Below are 19116 nucleotides of genomic sequence, written 5' to 3' on the forward strand. Positions count from 1 at the left end.
TGACGGCAACCGGGGCACCGCATGATCGAGGCGTATGAGTGAGAGGCATATGAGTGTGACGTGTCCGGCGGTGGCGCCGGACACGTCACCGCGTGAGTGACCTGCGGCACCCCCGCCGCCGGACCGGTGGCGAGGTGGGACGCCCGCGCGGCCGGTACGGGGCCTCGAAGGAGTTCTCTTCCAGCGGGAACCGGCGGTGGAGCGGGAACTCTCACGGGTGACCGTGGGAATCCCCTCCCTTCGCCGAGGGGAGGTCGTCGGCCGCGTCTCCCGTCGGAAGGGTCCAGCGGAAGGTCGTGCCCGATGTGACGGTCCCTCCGACGTTCGCGGCGGGTCCGGTGCCGTCGCCGTTCGCGGTGGGCTCGGTGCCCTCGCCGTTCCCGGTGGGCTCGGTCCCTTGGCCGTTCCCGACGGCTTCGGTGCCGTCTCCGTTGTCCACCCAGATGCGGCCGCCGTGGTACTCGACGATCTTCTTGCAGAGCGCCAGCCCGATGCCCGTGCCCGCGTAGACGTCCCGCCCGTGCAGGCGCTGGAAGATCAGGAAGATGCGGTCGGTGTACTTGCTGTCGATGCCGATGCCGTTGTCGGTGCAGGAGAACTCCCACATCTCCCCGGCGCGCCGCACCCCGATGTGGATCACCGGCGGCTCCTGCGAGTGGAACTTGATCGCGTTGCCGACGAGGTTCTGGAAGAGCTGGGTGAGCTGCGCCCGGTTGCCGTACACCTCGGGCAGCTCGTCGTGGGTCACCGTCGCCTCGGTGTCCTCGATGGTCGCGCCGAGGTTGTTCAGCGCGGCCTTGAGCGGCAGGGTGGCGTCGATCCTGCTGCGCTCGCCGCCCATCCTGCCGACCCGGGAGAAGTCGAGCAGGTCGTTGATCAGCATCTGCATGCGCTTGGCGCCGTCGACGGAGAAGGCGATGTACTGCTTGGCGCGCTCGTCGAGCTGGTCGCCGTAGCGCTGCTCCAGCATCTGGGTGAAACTCGCCACCTTGCGCAGCGGCTCCTGCAGGTCGTGGCTGGCCACGTAGGCGAACTGCTCCAGCTCGCCGTTGGAGCGCTTCAGCTCCGCCGCCTGGTTCTCCAGCTTGCGCTGCGTCTCCGAGGACCGGCGCCACTCGGCGAGGATGCGGCGGCGCATCGCGTCGACGTGGCCCGACAGCTCGGACAGCTCGGCCGGGCGCTCCACCCTGAGCTTGTGGTCGAAATCCCCCTGGGCGACCGCGCGCACCTGCTGGTTCAGCTCGGCCAGCGGGCGGAGCACGGCGTAGCGCACGATGAGCACCGCGACGATCCCGGCCACGGCCAGCGCCGAGGCCACGCCGATGAGCGCGGCGTAGAGGGCCTGCCAGCCGAGGTCGAGCCGGACGACACCGGCCTCGTGCAGCCGGTTCAGGTGGTTCTGGAGACCGGTGAGGGACTGGCGGACGTCGTTGAACCGGGTGGCGTTGATGTTGGCGTTCTGCCGGGAGGCGTCGTTCTTCAGGGTCGGCACGGCGGCGATGACCGTCTCGGCGTAGTCGCGCCGCCAGGCCTCTCCCGCGGCCTTCAGCCGGGCCACCTCGGCACTGACCGCCTGCCGCTCCGGGATCCGGGGGAGCAGCGCGACGAGCGTGCCCACCGCGCTTTCCTCCGCGGCGACCGCGTTCCGGTAGTCCCGCAGGGAGGCTTCCTCGTTGGTCCTGCCGTACGTCCGCACCGCGCTCTCCTGCGAGGTCAGCGCGTTGGAGATCTCCAGGAGGCGCAGCGCGGCCGGGTCGACGACGTCGACCAGCGTCTCCCTCGCCTCCCGGGTCTCCTCGATCGACTTGATCGTGACGACGGCGGAGATCATGAAGACCAGCGCGATGCCCACCCCGGCGAGCGTGAACCAGCGCCCCACCGGAAGGTTCCCGAACCCCTTCGAGGGGGTGAACGCGGGCAGGGGGCGGGGGCTGGGACCGTGGCCCGAGCGCTCCGAGGGATCCAGGTGGTCCGGGTGGTCCGTGCGGCCGGTCATCGGTTTTCGCTCCGGGAGATGAGCACGGTCGCCAGGTCGTCGCTGAGCGCGTCGCGGTTCAGCTCGATGACGCGTTCGATGAGCCGGTCGAGCTCGATCCCGCCCTGCTCCTGGACGAGCCTGAGCAGGCCCTCGGTGCCGAGCAGGTCGGGCCCGCCGCCCACGGTGGCCTCGATCAGGCCGTCGGTGTAGAGGAGCAGCGACCAGTCGGCGCCGAGCGGGACGTCGATCGCCGACCACCGGACGTCCTGGAAGATCCCCAGCGGGGGGCCGGAGGGGGTGCCGGGCACCACGCCGATCACGCCGTCGCGGATCAGCAGCGGCGGCGGGTGGCCGACCACGTGCATCCGCGCCGCGCTGAGCGCGGGGTCGATCGTGACGATGCACAGGGTGGTGAAGATCTCCGCGGACTTGCGCTCCAGGCGGAGCACCGCCTCCAGGGTGGAGAGCAGCTCGTTGCCGGTGTGCCCGGCCAGGACCAGGGTCCGCCAGGCGATCCTGAGCGCCACGCCCAGCGCGGCCTCGTCGGGGCCGTGCCCGCACACGTCTCCGACCACCACGTGGACGGCGCCGTCGGGGCTCTGCACGGTGTCCCAGAAGTCACCGGCGAGCAGGGCGCGCCTGCGTCCCGGCAGGTAGCGGGCCTGATGCTCCAGGACCCCCGGGGCCAGCAGCGGGACCGGCAGCAGCCCGCGTTCGAGGCGGGAGTTCTCCTTGGTGAGCAGCTCGGCCTCGACCAGCCTGCGCTGGGCCAGGTCGGCGCGCTTGCGCTCTATCGAGTAACGGATCGCCCGCGCCAGCAGGCGGGCCTCCACGTCCTGCTTGACCAGGAAGTCCTGGGCCCCGGCGGCGACGGCCTCCACGCCGACGTGGGTGTCGTTCAGGCCGGTCAGCACGAGCACGGCGGCGTGCGGCGCCATCGAGAGCACCTGCTCCAGCGCCTCCAGGCCGGACGCGTCGGGCAGGGAGAGGTCGACGAGCACGCACTGCACGTCCTCGGTGAGACGCTCCCGGCTCTCGGCCATGCTGCGCACCCAAATGATCTTGGGTGGGTTGTCCGCCTCGCTGAGCAGCTCCTCCACGAGGAAGGCGTCGCCCGCGTCGTCCTCGATGAGGAGGAGCGTGAGCGTTTCATTGGCGGGGGCGGTCACTGACGCCTCTTCGTGGGATCGGGAGAACCTGTCGACGCTACGTAGAATAGTGTGACACCGGGACTTAGAGGGTGTTGATCAGTTCCTGTGATCCACGTGGCCGATATCGTGACCCGCCGCACGTCGGGAACGCGCCACGGCGGCCACCGGACACCGGTCCGCCCGTCGGGCGTCCAACGGCCACCAGCCCCGGCCGTACGGCCCGCGAACTCCCGGCTCCGGCCCTTCTGGGCGTACGCAGGCGTTGCCCGGCATCCGGCCCGCGGGCTCTGGGCGTCACGCGTGGCGGGCGCCCGCGTCACGGTGACGGTTTCCGCTATTTTTGCCCTTTTTTATCCGTCTTTGTCTGCCAGGTCTCGGTGATCAGCTCTCGGTGATCGGCTCTCGGTTGTCAGGTCTTGATGATCGGGTCTCGGTGATCAGGTCTCGGTGATCAGGTCGAGGCCCTGGGGGAGGCTGCCGTCGCGGGCGGCCTCGGTGAGGAAGAGGAGCAGGGTCGAGCGGAAGGCCTGGGCGGCGCGGGTGGGCTGGACGTCCTTGCGGTGCGCGATGGCTATGGTGCGGCGCAGCCCGGGGGGCGCCAGCGGCGTCCCGGCCAGTCCCGGGCGGCCGTCCAGCACCATCGAGGGGACCAGCGCGATCCCCAGCCCGGCCTCCACGAAGCGCAGCACGGCGTCCATCTCGCCGCCCTCCACCGCGAACCTGGGCTCGAACCCGGCCTGCCTGCACGCGCTGAGCGTCGCCTCCCGCAGGTCGTACCCGCGCCGGAACATCACCATCGGCCGCCGCCGCAACTCCTCGATGCGCACGTACGGCCGGCGGGCGTGATCGGCCGACGGGGAGGCGACGACGAGGTTCTCCCGCAGGATCTCCTCGGTGACGAGGGCGGGGTCGTCGCTGTGCAGCGGCATGATGATCAGCGCCAGGTCGAGCTGGCCGCGGGCGAGGGTACGGACCAGGTCGCGGGAGCCGCCCTCCTCCACGAACAGCTCGATGCCGGGGTAGGCGTGGTGGAACCTGGCCAGCGCGTCGGCGAGCAGCCCGGCGCAGAGCGAGGGGGTCGCGCCCAGCCTGACCCGCCCCCTGCGCAGGCCCGCGAGCTCGCCGACCTCGCTCCTGGCGGTCTCGGCGTCGGCCAGCATCCTGCGGGCCAGCGGCAGCAGCGCCTCGCCCGCCGGGGTCAGCGTGACGTTGCCCCGGGCGCGGCTGAACAGCGGCGCGCCGAGCTCGGCCTCCAGGGCCTTGATCTGCTTGCTCAGCGAGGGCTGGGCGACGCGCATCCCCTCGGCGGCCTGGGTGAAGTGCCGGGCCTCGGCGACCGCCACGAAGTAGGCGAGTTGCTGGAGCTGCACGTTTCCCTAGCGTAGAGGCTCCTTCGCGCGAGGCTCACCGGTACGCGCGTCGCCGGGGTGCGCGTCGCCGGGCGGACGGGGTCCTGGGCGCCGAGGATCCGGGCGGACGGAGTCCCGGGTGCTGAGTCCGGGCGGACTAAGTCCCAGGCACCGAGGATCCGGGTGGACGGAGTCCCGGGCACCGAGGGGCCGGGCGGATCGAGTCCCGGGTGCTGAGGATCTTGGATGTCCGGGGGCCGTAGCGCAGGGGCCGTCCGGTCTCGGATCCGGGGCGGGCGGTGGGGTGCGAGACGATGTGAGGCTGGCATCGGAAGGCTGTGAGATTGCTCGCACCGCGCCGGGGCCGCGGTCCCCCAAGTCGCAGGAGCGCAGAGTTAATAGCCACAGGCTATGGAAACCACATCCACGATGACTTGGACGCCGGTAAATCCTCCTACCTAGCGTGACAAACGTGACTGCCACGATTGAGCGCGGATCCGCCACCGCGCCGGTGAAACCCCCGGCGGACGCCCCCGTGAAGCCGAAACGGCCCACGCGGCGGGGCGGCTTCCTGAGCTCCTCCAACGGCAAGAAGGCCGTGATGGCCGTCACGGGTGCCCTGATGGTGCTCTTCCTTGTCGGCCACATGGCGGGAAACCTCAAGAGCTTCTTCGGCGCGGAGTCCTTCAACTCCTACGCGGCCTTCCTGCGGACCATGGGGGAGCCGATCCTCCCGCACCGCGTCCTGCTGACCGTCGTCGAGATCGGGCTGGTCGTCGCGGTCGGGCTGCACATGTGGGCGGCGATCTCCCTGGCCCGGCGGGCGCGCAAGGCCCGTCCGGTCAAGTACGCGGCCAGGCGGAAGTCCCGGGCGGACGGCTACGCGGTCCACACCATGCGCTACGGCGGCGTCGTCATCGTGCTGTTCGTGGTCTACCACCTGCTGGACCTGACGTTCGGCGTGGCCAACCCGGCGGGCGCGGCCTCCACCCCGTACGAGCGCCTGGTCGAGGGCTTCGCGCCGTCCCGCTGGTGGGTCACCCTGTTCTACGTGCTCGCGGTCGTCATGGTCGGCCTGCACCTGCGCCACGGCCTGTGGAGCGCCTTCCAGACGCTCGGCCTGGCGGGCCGCCGCAGCTACCGCGCGCTGAGGGCCGCCGCCACGGGCCTGTCGGCGCTGCTGGTCGTCGGCTTCCTCGCGGTCCCGGCCGCGGTCGTCCTCGGAGTGATCAAGTGAGCGGGGCCCGGCGTGACGGGCGCGACGGACACGACGGCGGCGTACGAGAAGCGGATCTTCCGCGTGGTGAACGAGGAGCGGATCTTCCGCGTGGTGAGCGAGGAGCGGATTTTCCGCGTGGTGAGCGAGGAGCGGTGAGCGGGTCATGACCACGGGATACACAGAGGGCACGCCGATCCGCGACACCAAGGCCCCCGAGGGCCCGATCGAGGATCGCTGGGAGAAGCGCAAGTTCGGCGCCAAGCTGGTCAACCCGGCCAACAAGCGCAAGCTCAACGTTATCGTCGTGGGCACGGGGCTGGCGGGCGGCTCGGCCGCCGCGACCCTCGGCGAGCTGGGCTACAACGTCAAGTCCTTCTGCTACCAGGACACGCCCCGGCGCGCGCACTCCATCGCGGCCCAGGGCGGCATCAACGCGGCCAAGAACTACCGGGGCGACGGCGACTCGATCTACCGGCTGTTCTACGACACGGTCAAGGGCGGCGACTTCCGCGCCCGCGAGTCCAACGTCTACCGGCTCGCCCAGGTCAGCGTGAACATCATCGACCAGGCCGTGGCGCAGGGCGTGCCCTTCGCCCGCGAGTACGGCGGCCTGCTCGACACCCGTTCCTTCGGCGGCGCGCAGGTCTCCCGTACCTTCTACGCCAGGGGCCAGACGGGCCAGCAGCTGCTGCTCGGCGCGTACCAGGCGCTGGAGCGGCAGATCGCGGCCGGGACCGTCGAGATGCACACCCGGCACGAGATGCTCGACCTGATCGTCTCCGACGGCCGGGCGCGCGGCGTCATCGTCCGCGACATGGTCACCGGCGAGATCGAGCGGCACCTGGCCGACGCGGTCGTGCTGGCCAGTGGCGGGTACGGCAACGTGTTCTTCCTGTCGACCAACGCCAAGGGCTGCAACACCACGGCGATCTGGCGGGCGCACCGGCGCGGCGCGATGTTCGCCAACCCCTGCTACACCCAGATCCACCCGACCTGCATCCCGGTCAGCGGCGACTACCAGTCGAAGCTGACCCTGATGTCGGAGTCGCTGCGCAACGACGGCCGCGTGTGGGTGCCGCTGGAGCGGGGAGACGCCCGCCCGGCCTCGGAGATCCCCGAGGAGGAGCGCGACTACTACCTGGAGCGCATCTACCCGGCGTTCGGCAACCTGGTCCCGCGCGACATCGCCTCCCGCGCCGCCAAGAACGTCTGCGACGAGGGGCGCGGCGTCGGCCCCGGCGGGCTGGGCGTCTACCTCGACTTCGCCGACGCGATCCGCCGCCTGGGCCGCGACGCGGTGGAGAAGAAGTACGGCAACCTCTTCGAGATGTACGAGCGCATCACCGGCGAGGACCCCTACGCCCAGCCGATGCGCATCTACCCGGCCGTCCACTACACGATGGGCGGCCTGTGGGTGGACTACGACCTGCAGTCCACGATCCCCGGCCTGTTCGTGATCGGCGAGGCCAACTTCTCCGACCACGGCGCCAACCGCCTCGGCGCGTCCGCGCTGATGCAGGGCCTGGCCGACGGCTACTTCGTGCTGCCGACCACGATCGGCGACTACCTCGCGAACGGCCCGTACGGCGAGGTCGACGAGGAGGCCGTGGCCGAGGCCGAGGTCGCGGTGCGCGAGAAGATCGCCAGGCTGCTGTCGAACGACGGCGACCGCACCGCCGACTCCTACCACCGCGAGCTGGGCAAGCTCATGTGGGACTACTGCGGCATGGAGCGCACCGAGGAGTCGCTGCGCAAGGCCCTGGAGCGGATCCCCGAGCTGCGCGAGGAGTTCTGGCGCAACGTGAAGGTCTCCGGCGAGGCCGGGGAGCTCAACCAGGCGCTGGAGCGGGCCGGGCGGGTGGCCGACTTCTTCGACCTGGCCGAGCTGATGTGTATCGACGCGCTGCACCGCACCGAGTCGTGCGGCGGCCACTTCCGCGCCGAGTCGCAGGACGCCGACGGCGAGGCCCTGCGCGACGACGAGCACTTCGCCTACGTCGCCGCCTGGGAGTACGGGGAGCAGGGCCCGATCCTGCACAAGGAAGATCTCGACTACGAGTACGTCAAGATGAGCCAGCGGAGCTACAAGTGAGCGCACCCGACGTAGTGAGCGAAGTGGCTCGCGAGGAACGAGCGATCCGCGCAGCGAATGAGGAGCGGTAAGCGAACCATGGGTATGAATCTCACACTCAAGGTCTGGCGGCAGCGGGGTCCCGAGGACAAGGGCCGCATGGTCACCTACCGGGTCGAGGACGTGTCCCCGGACATGTCCTTCCTGGAGATGCTCGACGTCCTCAACGAGCGGCTCATCCTGGAGGGCGACGACCCGGTCGCCTTCGACCACGACTGCCGCGAGGGCATCTGCGGCATGTGCGGCATGGTCATCAACGGTGTCGCGCACGGCGAGCAGGTGGCGACCACCACCTGCCAGCTGCACATGCGGCACTTCGAGGACAACGCGGTCATCACCATCGAGCCGTGGCGCGCCGCGCCCTTCCCGGTGGTGAAGGACCTGGTCGTGGACCGCTCGGCGTTCGACCGCATCATCCAGGCGGGCGGATTCGTCTCCGTCCCGGCTGGTTCGGCCCCCGACGCGCACAGCGTCCCGGTGAAGAAGGCCGACGCCGACTCGGCGTTCGACGCGGCCACCTGCATCGGCTGCGGCGCCTGCGTCGCCGCCTGCCCGAACGGCTCGGCCTCCCTCTTCACCGCCGCCAAGATCACTCACCTGGGCCTGCTGCCGCAGGGCCAGCCCGAGCGCGACTCCCGCGCACTGGCCATGGTCGAGCAGATGGACGCGGAGGGCTTCGGCGGCTGCACCAACACCGGCGAGTGCACGGCGGTCTGCCCCAAGGGCATCCCGCTGGACACCATCGCCCAGATGAACCACGACTACCTGCGAGCCGCCAAGTAGCGGCAGCGCCCGGATCGGCGTTCCCCGCCCTTCCCGCGCCCTTCCCGCGCCCTTCCCGCCCTGCGCGCGGTGGGCGGGGGCGTTCGTCCGGGTCGACGTCCCTCACGCCACGGGCGGGGCGCCGTCCGCGCGGCGGGCGGGAGCGTCGTCCGCGCCAACGTCATTCACGCCGACGTCATTCACGCCACGGGCGGGAGCGCCCGCCGCGTGGAAGGCGCGCCGGTAGGCCGCGGGTGAGGTGCCGAGCGTCGAGCGCAGATGCTGGCGGAGCGAGTTGGCCGTACCGAACCCGGCCCGCTGGGCGACGTGGTCGATCGGCAGGTCGCTGGTCTCCAGCAACCGCCTGGCCAGCTCCACGCGCTGGGCGGTCAGCCAGCTGCCGGGCGTCACGCCGACCTCGGCGCGGAAGCGCCTGGTGAAGGTGCGCACGCTCGTCCGGGCGTGGGCGGCGAGCTCCGGCAGCGGCAGCGGCCGGTGCAGCCGTTCCAGCGCCCAGGCGCGGGTGGGGGCGGTGGTGGCCGAGGACGGCCCGGGGACGGGGTGTTCGACGACCTGGGCCTGATCCCCGTCGCGCCAGGGCGGGACGACGCAGCGGCGGGCCACCTGGCTCGCCACCGCGCTGCCGTGGTCGCGGCGTACCAGGTGCAGGCACAGGTCCACTCCCGCCGCGACCCCCGCCGAGGTGAGGACGTCGCCGCCGTCCACGAACAGCACGTTCCGTTCGACCCTCACCCGGGGGAAGGCCCGCTGGAAGTGCTCGGCCTCCCTCCAGTGCGTGGTGGCGGACCGGCCGTCGAGGAGCCCCGCGGCCGCCAGTACGTACGAGGCCGTGCAGATCGCCACGATCCGGGTGCCCGGCCGGACGAGCGCGAGGGCCTCCGCCAGCCGCTCGGGCAGGCACCCGTGCTCGCGGACGGCGCCGAGCGCGGAGGAGGGCGGGATCACCAGCGTGTCCGCCGTGGCCAGAGCGCTCGCGTCGTGCTCGACGGCGATGGAGAAACCGGCGTCGCTGTTCACCGGGGCGCCGTCCAGGGTGCAGGCGATCACCTCGTAGAGCGGCTCGCCGTCCGGCCCCTCGGCGCTGCCGAAGATGCGCGCGGGAGTGCCCAGCTCGAACGGGATGACCCCCTCCAGGGCCAGGACGACGACGCTGTGCACGCTGTGCATGGCCAGATCCTGTCACATGATGGCCATCGGGCCGGTACCGGCCGGTTCTTTCCTCGCGCAGTCTGGTGCCCGGCCGCACGACACGGTGCGCCATGGGACGAGAAGAGGACGGCTGAACATGGGGGAGAGCGCGCCGGTGGGTGTGGACGACGGCTTGAGCGTGGACGAGAGCGCATCGGTGGGTGTGGGCGACAACTTGAGTCTGGACGAGAGCGCGCCAGTGAGCGCGGGCGACGGCTTGAGTCTGGACGAGAGCGCGGGCAGTGGCTTGAGCGTGGACGAGAGCGCACCGGCCTCCGCGCGGATGCGCGCGATGAGCCCGCGGTCCTGGGGCGGCCCCGAGGTGCTCGCCGAGATCGAGACGGACCGCCCGAGCGCCGGGGCGGGAGAGATCCTGGTCCGGGTGCACGCCGCGGGCGTCAACCCGACCGACTGGAAGGCCCGCGCCCACGGCGGCCTGGGCCTGTGGGGCGATCCGGTCGTGCTGGGGTACGACGTCTCCGGGACGGTGGCGGCCGTCGGGCTCGGCGTGACGCTCTTCCGGCCGGGTGACGAGGTGTTCGGCATGCCTCGCTTCCCGCACCAGGCGGGCGCCTACGCGGAGTACGTCGCCGCCCCGGCCAGGCACTTCGCCCGCAAGCCCGTCTCGATCGACCACGTGCGCGCCGCCGCCCTGCCGCTGGCCGGGCTGACCGCGTGGCAGTGCCTGACCGAGGTGGCCGGCCTGCGGGCCGGGCAGCGGGTGCTGGTCCACGCCGCGGCGGGCGGGGTCGGCCATCTGGCCGTGCAGATCGCCAAGTCGCTCGGCGCGTACGTGATCGGCACGGCACGGGCGGCCAAGCACCCGTTCCTGCTGGGCCTCGGCGCCGACGAGGTGATCGACCACACCCGCGACGACTTCGCCGCGAGGGTCCGCGACGTCGACGTGGTCCTCGACGCCGTCGGCGGCGACTACGGGCCGCGCTCCCTGCCGGTGCTGCGCCGGGGAGGGATCCTGGTGTCGCTCTCCTCGCCGGCCGACGTGCCGCCCGCGGAGGAGGCCGCGAGGTTCGGGGTCCGCTCCGTGTTCGCGCTCGTCGAACCCGACCACGCGGGCATGCGGGCCATCGCGGGGCTCGTGGAGGCCGGACGGCTCCGCGTCGAGATCGACGCCGTCTTCCCGCTGGAGCAGGCGGCCAGGGCGCACGAACACGGCGAGTCCGGCCGTACCACCGGCAAGATCGTGCTGACCGTCACCGGCGCGGACCGGTGACCCCGCGGCCGGAGGGCGGGAAGCCACCGGAGCGCAAGGAGTCACCGGGGCGTGGGCGGTAACCGGAGGCCGGGAATCACCGGGGCGTGGGCGGTCACCGGAGGCCGGGGAGCCTCCGGAGCGCAGGAAACCGCCGGAGTGAGGGGAGGCGAGGACGCGGGCGGGACGCGTCTCGCCGTCACCCCAGCTCGGTGACGACCTCCTGGCGCAGCCTCGTGAAGTCGAGGCCCGCGTCGGCCAGCACCTTGCTGCCCAGCCCCTCGCCCTCGCGCATGAGGCCCAGGAGGAGGTGGCCGTCGCCGATGTAGTTGTGCTTGAGGTTGACGGCCTCGCGCAGGGACAGCTCCAGGGTCTTCTTCGCCCGGGGGCTGAAGGGGATGTGGAAGCCGCCGAGCACGCGGCCCCGCCGGTCGGTGCGGGGCCTGCGGTCCAGGGCGCCGGGCCCGAAGGCCGCCTCGACCTTCTCCCTGATGGCCGAGAGGTCGATGCCGATCGACTCCAGCGCCTCGGCGTCGAGCGCGTCGCCCGGCTTCTGCGGGGTGAGGCGGACGACCGACCGGTAGGCGCCGTCGTGGTCGAGACCGTGACGGCCCAGCACCCGCGCCGACAGGCTCTCCGGCTGGTCGAGCAGGCCGAGCAGGATGTGCTCGGTGCCGATGATGTCGTGCCGCAGTCTGTGGGCGTTCTCCTGCGCGAGGGTCACCGCCTGGCGGGCCTCACGGTGGAACCGTTCGAACATCGCTATCTCTCCCGTCTCAACAGACCTCTGCCGCCCGCGTACTTCTTGTGCACCGCCTGCCGGGTGACCTCCAGGCAGTGCGCTATCTCCTGCCAGGACCAGCCCTGCTCGCGTGCGTTCTCCACCTGGAGGGCCTCCAGCCGGTCGACCAGCGTCCGCAGTGCCCGCACGGCCCTCAGGCCCACGGCCGGATCGCGGCTACCGGCGTCGGATGCCAGCTGCGCCGTATCGCTCATGGTGTCAATTTAGGTTGACGCGAGCCGCTTGTCAACTCCAATTGACGGCGACACGCCGGAGGGCCGAAAATGATTTGCCTGGTCAGGGCGGAGTTTGTAACCCTTGCTGAGACATGCGCTCCTTACCCACCGCCGACCCCGGCGTTCCCGATGCCCGCAGCCCGGTCAGCTACCTGCGGTGGGTGGCCCGCATGCAGAGGGGCCCGCTGCTCCTCGGCATCGTCTACGCCGTCCTGTGGTGGCTCGCGATGGCACTCGTGCCGTACGCCATGGGCGAGGGGATCGACGCCATCACGGCCAGGGACGTCTCGTCCCTGACCACCTGGGGCGGGGTGGTGCTCGCCCTGGGGATCACGCAGGCCGTCACGGGCATCCTGCGCCACCGGATGGCCGTCTACAACTGGCTCGCCGCCGCCTACCGGACCGTCCAGGTCACCGCGAGGCAGTCGACCAGGCTGGGCGCGACCCTGCCCAAGCGCATGTCCACCGGCGAGGTGGTCAGCGTCGGCAACTCCGACATCGCCCACATCGGCAACGCGATCGACATCCTGATCCGGGGCGTCGGCGCGATCGTCGCCATCGTCGTCGTGACCGTCATCCTGATGAGCAGCTCGCCGCCGCTGGGCCTGACGGTCCTGGTGGGCCTGCCGCTCATGGCGGTCGCCGTCGCACCCCTGCTCAGGCCGCTGCACCGCCGCCAGAACGCCCACCGCGACCTGCAGGGCGACCTCTCCACCCGCGCCGCCGACATCGTCACCGGCCTGCGGGTGCTGCGCGGCATCGGCGGCGAGCGGGTCTTCGCCGACCGCTACGGCACCGAGTCCCAGCGGGTGCGGCACGCGGGCGTGCGGGTGGCCTCCGTCGAGTCCATGCTGGAGGGCGCGCAGGTCCTGCTGCCGGGGCTGCTGATCACCGCGGTGACCTGGCTCGGCGCGACCTTCGCGATGCGCGGCGAGATCAGCGCAGGTCAGCTCGTCGCCTTCTACGGCTACGCCGCCTTCCTGATCGCCCCCGTACGCACCCTCACCGAGGCCGCCGACAAGCTGACCAAGGGGCACGTCGCCGCCCGCAGGGTGGTGCGCATCCTCTCGCTCAAGCCCGAGGTCGAGGGCGGCACCGGCCGCTCCGAGGGCGGCCTGCTGCGCGACGTGGCCTCCGGGGTCGCCGTGCGCCCCGGCATGCTCACCGCCGTCGCGGCGGCCCTCCCCGAGGAGGCGGCGGCCATCGCCGACCGGCTCGGCCGCTACGGCGAGGGCGACGTCGACTTCGGAGACGTGGCGCTCGCGACCCTGCCGCTCTCCGAGGTGCGCCGCCGGATCCTCGTCGCCGACAACGACGCCAAGCTGTTCGCCGGGGTGCTCAGGGACGAGCTCGACGTCACCGGCCGGGCCACCGCCGAGGAGCTCGGCCAGGCGCTGAGCGCCGCGTGCGCCGAGGACATCGTCGAGGCGCTGCCGGGCGGTCTCGACGGGCGCGTCGCCGAGGCGGGCCGGGAGTTCTCCGGAGGCCAGCAGCAGCGGCTCCGGCTCGCCAGGGCGCTCACCCTCGACCCGGAGGTGCTCATCCTCATCGAGCCCACCAGCGCGGTCGACGCCCACAGCGAGGCGCGCATCGCCGACCGGCTCGCCAAGGCGCGCGCCGGCAAGACCACGCTGGTCTGCACGACCAGCCCGCTGGTGCTCGACCGCACCGACCATGTCGTCTACGTCGAGGGAGGCGTCGTGCGCGCCGAGGGCACGCACCGGGAGCTGCTCGCCGCCCACCCGGGTTACACCGCCGTCGTCACCAGGGGGGAGGAGTCATGAGCAGGCAGATCCTGCCCGTCGCCGACCAGGCGCAGGTCCGGGCGTACGCCCGCAGGCTCACCCTGAAGTACCCCCGCGACCTGACCGTGGCCCTGCTCCTGCACGCCCTGGCCGCCGTCGCGGGCCTGGCGGTGCCGTGGCTGCTCGGCGGCCTCGTCCAGGGCGTCCACGACGGCTCCGGGATCGACGTCACCCAGGTCTCGCTCGCCATCGGCGGCTTCGTGGTCGCCCAGGCGGTGCTGGTCAGGTTCGCCGTCTACGCCTCCTCCAGGCTTGGCGAGAAGGTCCTCGCCGAGCTGCGCGAGGAGTTCGTCGGGCGGGTGCTCGGCCTGCCGCTGTCCACGGTCGAGCGCGCCGGGTCCGGCGACCTGATCTCGCGGACCTCGCGCGACGTCGACTCGCTGTCGCGCACGGTGCGGCACGCCGTGCCCGAGACGCTGATCGCGCTGGTCACCTGCGTGATCACCGTCGGCGCGCTGCTGCTGGTCGGGCCGCTGCTCGCGCTGCCCTCGCTGCTCGCCGTCCCCATCCTGTGGATCTCCACCCGCTGGTACCTCAAGCGGGCCAGAGACGGCTACCTGCGCGAGAGCGCGGCGTACGCCGACATGACCGACGGCCTGGCCGAGACGGTCAACGGCGCCCGCGCCGTGGAGGCCCTGGGCCTGCAGCGGCGGCGCCACCGGCGCACCGACGCCGACATCGCCGAGTCGTGGGCGGCCGAGCGCTACACGCTGGGGCTGCGCACGGTCTGGTTCCCCTCGGTCGAGCTCGGCTACGTGATCCCGATCGTGGCGACGCTGGTCATCGGCGGCCTCTTCTACATCCGGGGCTGGGTCTCGCTGGAGCAGGTCACCGCCGCCACGCTCTACGTCCAGCAGCTCATCGACCCGCTCGACCGGCTGCTCATGTGGATCGACGAGCTCCAGGTCGGCGGCGCCTCCATGGCCCGCCTGCTGGGCGTCGCCGAGGTGCCCGACGACCGCGAGACCGGCTCCACCGTCCCCCAGGGCAGCGAGCTGAGGGCCGAGGGCGTCCGCTACGCCTACCGCGAGGGCCACGACGTGCTGCACGGCATCGACCTCACGGTGAGGCCGGGCGAGCGGCTCGCCATGGTCGGCCCGTCGGGGGCCGGAAAGTCCACGCTGGGGCGCCTGCTCGCGGGCGTCCACGGCCCCCGCACCGGCACGGTCACGGTCGGCGGCACCCCGCTGGTCGAGCTGCCCCTGGACGACCTGCGCGGCCATGTCGCCCTGGTGACCCAGGAGCACCACATCTTCCGGGGCACCGTACGCGACAACGTGCTCATCGCCCGGCCCGACGCCGACGACGCCCGGGTCCGCGAGGTGCTGGAGGCCGTCAACGCCTGGGAGTGGGTCGAGACCCTGCCCGACGGGCTCGACACGGTCGTCGGCTCCGGAGGCGAGCCCGTCCCCGCCGCCCAGGCGCAGCAGCTCGCCCTGGCCCGGCTGGTCCTCGCCGATCCGCACACCCTCGTCCTCGACGAGGCCACCTCGCTGATCGACCCCCGGGCCGCCCGCCACCTGGAGCGCTCACTCGCCGCCGTCCTCGACGGCCGTACGGTCATCGCCATCGCCCACCGCCTCTACACGGCCCACGACGCCGACCGCGTCGCGGTGGTCGAGGACGGCCGCATCAGCGAACTCGGCTCCCATGACGAGCTGGTCGCGGCGGGGGGCTCGTACGCGGCCCTGTGGAGCAGCTGGCACGGCACGTCCCGGTGAGACGACGTCTCCTCGTAAGGTCTCCTGTCCCCGAAGGACATGTCCTGTAGCAGAGGTAACGATGCGACTGCCTCGTGGTGGGGAAGCCGGTTTCCGGGGGTCACCGGCTGAGGCCAGGTCGGTGGCCCTCCGCCTACCCGGGCGAGGTCTGATGGAGACCCGTGCCGAACGGCACCTCGGCGACGGGGCGCCAGTCCCACGAGGTCTCCGGGCCGTCCTGAACGACGAGACTGATGCCGCCTATGGTGACCTCGCGGTCCGGCAACCGTCGCCCCAACGCCGTGATGATCGGAGCCGACGGCCCGTTCGCTGAGCTGTACGCCACCGTGACATGGGGCGTCCACGGCTCATGGGCGAGCACACCGTCTTGACCGGTAGCCGCGTAGGTCGCCGCCCGTACCGCTTCGAGCATCGGGAGGAGGCGCTCGGCGGGCCGTGCCTCCAGCACGATGGCTTCGGGGTGGTACAGCACGCGACCCAAGGTCACGGTGATCGGCGATATCCGCGCGAGCAGCTTCGCAGCCTCCCGCACCATCACGTCCATCTGGTCGCCGATGATCTCGTGGGAGAACCCCGCGATGAGCGTGGTCAGGTGAAGAAATTCAGACGGGACAAAATCCAGGCCGGGGATCCCCTCAAGCCGTTCGTGAGCCTCCCGCACGATGGCACGCACCTCGGGATGATCCCGGAGCATGACATGCCAGTAGAGCTGTCCCTGTCCCGGGGGCAGCATCCGACGCCTCTGCCAGCGGTTGACCATGCGTTCCGGTAAGGGGCTCACACGTTCTCCTCGCCGACTGCGGACATGAAAATCCGGGCCTGCTCTCGGAGACCGGCCATGAACAACACCTCATCGTCCAAACAGTGCTTCTCTTACTGTGAGATGAAAACCTACTCGAACTGGGAATACGCGCGTGGTCGTGGGAGAGCGCTAGGAACCACCTGAGAGCGCTATACGGGAAACCGTCTGCCACACATATGCGCCTGGGCGTCGTTCAAGGACAACAAGTGAAGTTTGCCTGACGGTGACATCGACGCTGGGGAGAGCATTCATTCTTTCAACTGCCGCGACAACTTGATTGGCGGGAACGCCGTCGGTGTTGCAATATGCTATTGCCACGTGCGAGTGAAACTCGGCTCCTTTGACGGGCGCGTTTGAATAAACAGAAAGAGTCGCCTCGCGAAGAGTGTCGCGCAGGTTCCTCACTGTATCCGTGGGTGAAGCGCTAAATCCTATCGCTCCAGGAGTGCCGCCCAGGTGGCCGATGGTGACAGTGAACGGCGCTGTTTCCTCGCAGGCGCGTACGGCGGCAGCTTCGATGGATCTCAGCTGATTTGGCGAGATGTCATCTTCGAATGCGATGCGGTCGAGTGTAAGATGCAGGCCGCTCGGGGGTGTCAAGTCATAGTATGGAAAAGAAATTGCCTTTTGGCAGTCCTTCACCATGGATATCAGGGTCGGCGAATTCTCAAACTCCAGATACCAGTAGTAGGCGCGTGGGGTGGCGGGGCGCGCCCAGTGGTTGGTAAGTCGCCGGAGCGTCAGGAAGCGTTCGTCCAGTTTTCCGGCGCTGGGAGATGCCTCACTGTACGCCTCGTTCATCAACGGATCTCCCGCGTGGATACGGCTTGGCGAATCTCAGCGACCTGTCGTACCTCGCCCCATCGTTGACTAGCATCCCGGATGAACTCCATGGCGCGCTGCTGAATCGAGATTATCGGGCGGTTCGCCGAGATGCTCAGCGCGTCAAGAACGAGAGCCGATGCGCGTTCCATATCTGCTTCTTTCGATATGATCATCGAAACAGCGGAATCTATCATGACGAGAGAACGACTCCAAGGCGAATCTGAGCTGTTGATGTCGGGTAGGGCCAAATCGACATACTTCTGGACCTTCTCCGGGATTTCAAGGGAGACATAGGCGGTTGCTGCGTTACTTGCCGTCTGGGCTGCGCTGTAGCATTCGAATGTGATACTGGAAGGGAGTCCGGGGGGTACGTCATTGCGTGACATCAGCTCGTACGCTTCGCCAACGGCGCGATGAACACCCTCTACATCTCCAAGCTTTCCCATTGCGCGAGCCATGCAGTTCACGGTAAGTCTCACGCTTTGTGGTCCGAACTTTGCATGACCGAGACCGTCCATGGCCAAACGGAGCGCCTCATCGTAATCTTGAGCGTAGTATTCGCAGAAGCTTTGCAGACCCCGTGCCCACGCCTGCAGGTTGGAATCCTGGGCGAAGTCGCCGAGCTGGAACGCCTCAGCGCAATACGCTCGTGCCAGGGGAAACTTTCCGCGACCGACAGCTATGTACCCGAGCAGGCCGGACGTTCCGCTCGCGATTTCAAATAATTGCTGACGCTCCCTCGGATGATTGCATTCTCCAATAAGCTCATCGAGCCAAGATCGCTGATCGAGGAGAGCGGGAACGAGATCCGAGTGGTCAAACCTTTCGTATCGGGACACGATGCGCTGGAGATTGCCCCGTAATTGACGAATGACCTCCGGGGCGACCGCCTTATTCATTTTGTGTATCCGGCGGAGAACGTCGGACACATCCTCCGTTGTTCTTTCTCCGAGGTCGAGCGCTTCGGTTTGCCGTGCACCCCTTTCCTTTTCTGTGAAAGCCAGTAGTTCGCCGTTGGCTTTAAGGGCCGAGTCGAGAGAGGCTATTATCTGGTGGCTCGGCAGTCGCTGGTCATCATTCTCCAGGGCCGAGATGTAACTCTTGCCAACGTTCGCGAGGCGAGCCACATCCCGCGTTGACAAATTTCCGCGCAGTCGACGTAACGCGCTGCCGAATGTCTCCGTGCTCATGCTTCCGCTCCCCTCACTGTCCGCTGCTGTCCACAGGCACTGCGGACAGCAGCGGACAGCCAACCCCTGGACCATGACCCCTGGTATTGAAAACGTTACTCGCGGACGTGACACGCCGGTCGGTGTTTTTCGTCGCCAGACAAACAATGGAGCCCGCCACGGCATCGCACACCGGGACGGCACCTTGAGCAGGAAGCGAGTCCTGAACCATGGTCAAGGTCAGAGCCATCCGGATCCGCTGGAGTGCGGGATTGGGGCGGAGTGGCGCTCCCGTAGGAAGACGTGGTGCTTCCCGGGTGTGTGCTGTTCCCTCGGCTGCCGTCAAGCCACTGGCCGAGAAGCAGAGTGACGGCCGCAGCGGTGATGCTCGATCCGGAGGGCGGCTCTCCGCGCTGTGTCGTGCTGCGGAACTGGCCGCCCTGCTGAACGATGTTCACGGCATCTCGGCTGACGTCCATGAGCTTCGCTCCGGCAAGGCCGTGGTGTCGGTCTACTACGGGCTGATGGCCTACACCGATGGTGAGAGGTTCTGGTGGACCGGCCCTGAGCGCGGCCACTCCAGTGGTCTTCTGCCCTTCTCCGAGACGGAACCGGGCCTGGCCGCCGAACGGCTCGCCGGGCACTACGCGACTCTGCGGGCCCGTCCCGTCGTCACGTTGCTGGGCGGTGAACTGCCGTTGCTGGCCGACGTGATGCTGGCCGAGCATGTCGTCCCGCGCTGACGCCGACGCGGTGCCGCCCGCCGAG

16 protein-coding genes and 2 pseudogenes are annotated in these 19116 nt (G+C 69.9%); 8 read left to right on the forward strand and 10 right to left on the reverse strand.

The annotated features are described in order from the left end of the window. Positions 1 to 211: 211 nt before the first annotated feature. The 3 genes from ABT053_RS25470 to ABT053_RS25480 all read right to left on the reverse strand — a co-directional run bounded on the left by ABT053_RS25470 (position 212) and on the right by ABT053_RS25480 (position 4499). Complete coding sequence (locus ABT053_RS25470; RefSeq protein WP_350971947.1) at positions 212 to 1996, reverse strand: sensor histidine kinase; 1785 nt, start codon at positions 1994 to 1996, stop codon at positions 212 to 214. Continuing rightward, complete coding sequence (locus ABT053_RS25475) at positions 1993 to 3147, reverse strand: PP2C family protein-serine/threonine phosphatase (protein ID WP_350971949.1); 1155 nt, start codon at positions 3145 to 3147, stop codon at positions 1993 to 1995. The genes ABT053_RS25470 and ABT053_RS25475 overlap by 4 nt, the downstream gene beginning before the upstream one ends. A gap of 419 nt (positions 3148 to 3566) precedes the next feature. Then, the gene (locus ABT053_RS25480; protein WP_350971950.1) at positions 3567 to 4499 is read right to left on the reverse strand and encodes a LysR family transcriptional regulator; all 933 of its coding nucleotides are present in this window, start codon (positions 4497 to 4499) and stop codon (positions 3567 to 3569) included. A gap of 451 nt (positions 4500 to 4950) precedes the next feature. Here ABT053_RS25480 and ABT053_RS25485 point away from each other — a divergent pair, with 451 nt between their 5' ends. From ABT053_RS25485 to ABT053_RS25500, 4 genes are all read left to right on the forward strand, one after another. Beyond that, positions 4951 to 5715 (forward strand): succinate dehydrogenase cytochrome b subunit, encoded by a 765-nt coding sequence (locus ABT053_RS25485; protein ID WP_350971952.1) that lies wholly within the window; start codon positions 4951 to 4953, stop codon positions 5713 to 5715. Positions 5716 to 5727: 12 nt separating this feature from the next. Further along, a complete protein-coding gene (locus tag ABT053_RS25490) occupies positions 5728 to 5853 on the forward strand; it encodes a hypothetical protein (RefSeq protein ID WP_350971954.1) in 126 nt (41 codons plus the stop codon). Between the two features lie 7 nt (positions 5854 to 5860). Then, complete coding sequence (locus ABT053_RS25495) at positions 5861 to 7789, forward strand: fumarate reductase/succinate dehydrogenase flavoprotein subunit (RefSeq protein ID WP_350971955.1); 1929 nt, start codon at positions 5861 to 5863, stop codon at positions 7787 to 7789. Positions 7790 to 7873: 84 nt separating this feature from the next. Further along, positions 7874 to 8611, forward strand: a complete 738-nt coding sequence (locus ABT053_RS25500; protein ID WP_350972171.1) for a succinate dehydrogenase/fumarate reductase iron-sulfur subunit — start codon at positions 7874 to 7876, stop codon at positions 8609 to 8611. A 102-nt stretch (positions 8612 to 8713) separates the two neighbouring features. Here ABT053_RS25500 and ABT053_RS25505 read toward each other — a convergent pair whose 3' ends face one another. Continuing rightward, positions 8714 to 9778 carry a GlxA family transcriptional regulator gene (locus ABT053_RS25505; RefSeq protein ID WP_350971957.1) on the reverse strand — a complete coding sequence of 355 codons (1065 nt, stop codon included), beginning with the start codon at positions 9776 to 9778 and terminating at the stop codon, positions 8714 to 8716. A gap of 304 nt (positions 9779 to 10082) precedes the next feature. Here ABT053_RS25505 and ABT053_RS25510 point away from each other — a divergent pair, with 304 nt between their 5' ends. Continuing rightward, positions 10083 to 11030, forward strand: a complete 948-nt coding sequence (locus tag ABT053_RS25510; RefSeq protein ID WP_350972173.1) for an NADP-dependent oxidoreductase — start codon at positions 10083 to 10085, stop codon at positions 11028 to 11030. A 193-nt stretch (positions 11031 to 11223) separates the two neighbouring features. Here the strand turns inward: ABT053_RS25510 and ABT053_RS43500 are convergent. The 3 genes and pseudogenes from ABT053_RS43500 to ABT053_RS25520 form a co-directional block, all read right to left on the reverse strand. Beyond that, positions 11224 to 11415: pseudogene (locus tag ABT053_RS43500) on the reverse strand (Clp protease N-terminal domain-containing protein); the annotation flags it as partial. Between the two features lie 198 nt (positions 11416 to 11613). Continuing rightward, positions 11614 to 11769, reverse strand: a pseudogene (locus ABT053_RS43505) (Clp protease N-terminal domain-containing protein); the annotation flags it as partial. A gap of 2 nt (positions 11770 to 11771) precedes the next feature. Further along, positions 11772 to 12005: an RNA polymerase subunit sigma-70 gene (locus ABT053_RS25520; RefSeq protein ID WP_329085846.1), complete on the reverse strand. Its 234-nt coding sequence runs from the start codon at positions 12003 to 12005 to the stop codon at positions 11772 to 11774. A 113-nt stretch (positions 12006 to 12118) separates the two neighbouring features. Between ABT053_RS25520 and ABT053_RS25525 the strand changes: the two genes are divergently transcribed. Both ABT053_RS25525 and ABT053_RS25530 read left to right on the forward strand, forming a co-directional pair. After that, positions 12119 to 13810, forward strand: a complete 1692-nt coding sequence (locus ABT053_RS25525; protein WP_350971960.1) for an ABC transporter transmembrane domain-containing protein — start codon at positions 12119 to 12121, stop codon at positions 13808 to 13810. Further along, positions 13807 to 15552, forward strand: a complete 1746-nt coding sequence (locus ABT053_RS25530; RefSeq protein WP_350971962.1) for an ABC transporter ATP-binding protein — start codon at positions 13807 to 13809, stop codon at positions 15550 to 15552. Before ABT053_RS25525 ends, ABT053_RS25530 begins: the two co-directional genes overlap by 4 nt. A gap of 133 nt (positions 15553 to 15685) precedes the next feature. On the opposite strand, the gene ABT053_RS25535 is transcribed toward ABT053_RS25530, so the two are convergent. From ABT053_RS25535 to ABT053_RS25545, 3 genes are all read right to left on the reverse strand, one after another. Next, positions 15686 to 16225, reverse strand: a complete 540-nt coding sequence (locus ABT053_RS25535; protein ID WP_350971964.1) for a 2'-5' RNA ligase family protein — start codon at positions 16223 to 16225, stop codon at positions 15686 to 15688. 258 nt (positions 16226 to 16483) lie between these two features. Next, complete coding sequence (locus ABT053_RS25540; protein ID WP_350971965.1) at positions 16484 to 17155, reverse strand: 2'-5' RNA ligase family protein; 672 nt, start codon at positions 17153 to 17155, stop codon at positions 16484 to 16486. Further along, on the reverse strand, positions 17155 to 18369 hold the full coding sequence (locus ABT053_RS25545) for a helix-turn-helix domain-containing protein (RefSeq protein ID WP_350971967.1): 1215 nt from the start codon (positions 18367 to 18369) through the stop codon (positions 17155 to 17157). The genes ABT053_RS25540 and ABT053_RS25545 overlap by 1 nt, the downstream gene beginning before the upstream one ends. A gap of 296 nt (positions 18370 to 18665) precedes the next feature. On the opposite strand from ABT053_RS25545, the gene ABT053_RS25550 reads away from it, so the two are divergent. Continuing rightward, positions 18666 to 19091 (forward strand): hypothetical protein, encoded by a 426-nt coding sequence (locus ABT053_RS25550; RefSeq protein ID WP_350971969.1) that lies wholly within the window; start codon positions 18666 to 18668, stop codon positions 19089 to 19091. The last annotated feature ends 25 nt before the right edge of the window (positions 19092 to 19116 follow it).

This window comes from Streptosporangium sp. NPDC002524, assembly GCF_040295985.1.
Taxonomy (GTDB): Bacteria; Actinomycetota; Actinomycetes; order Streptosporangiales; family Streptosporangiaceae; genus Streptosporangium.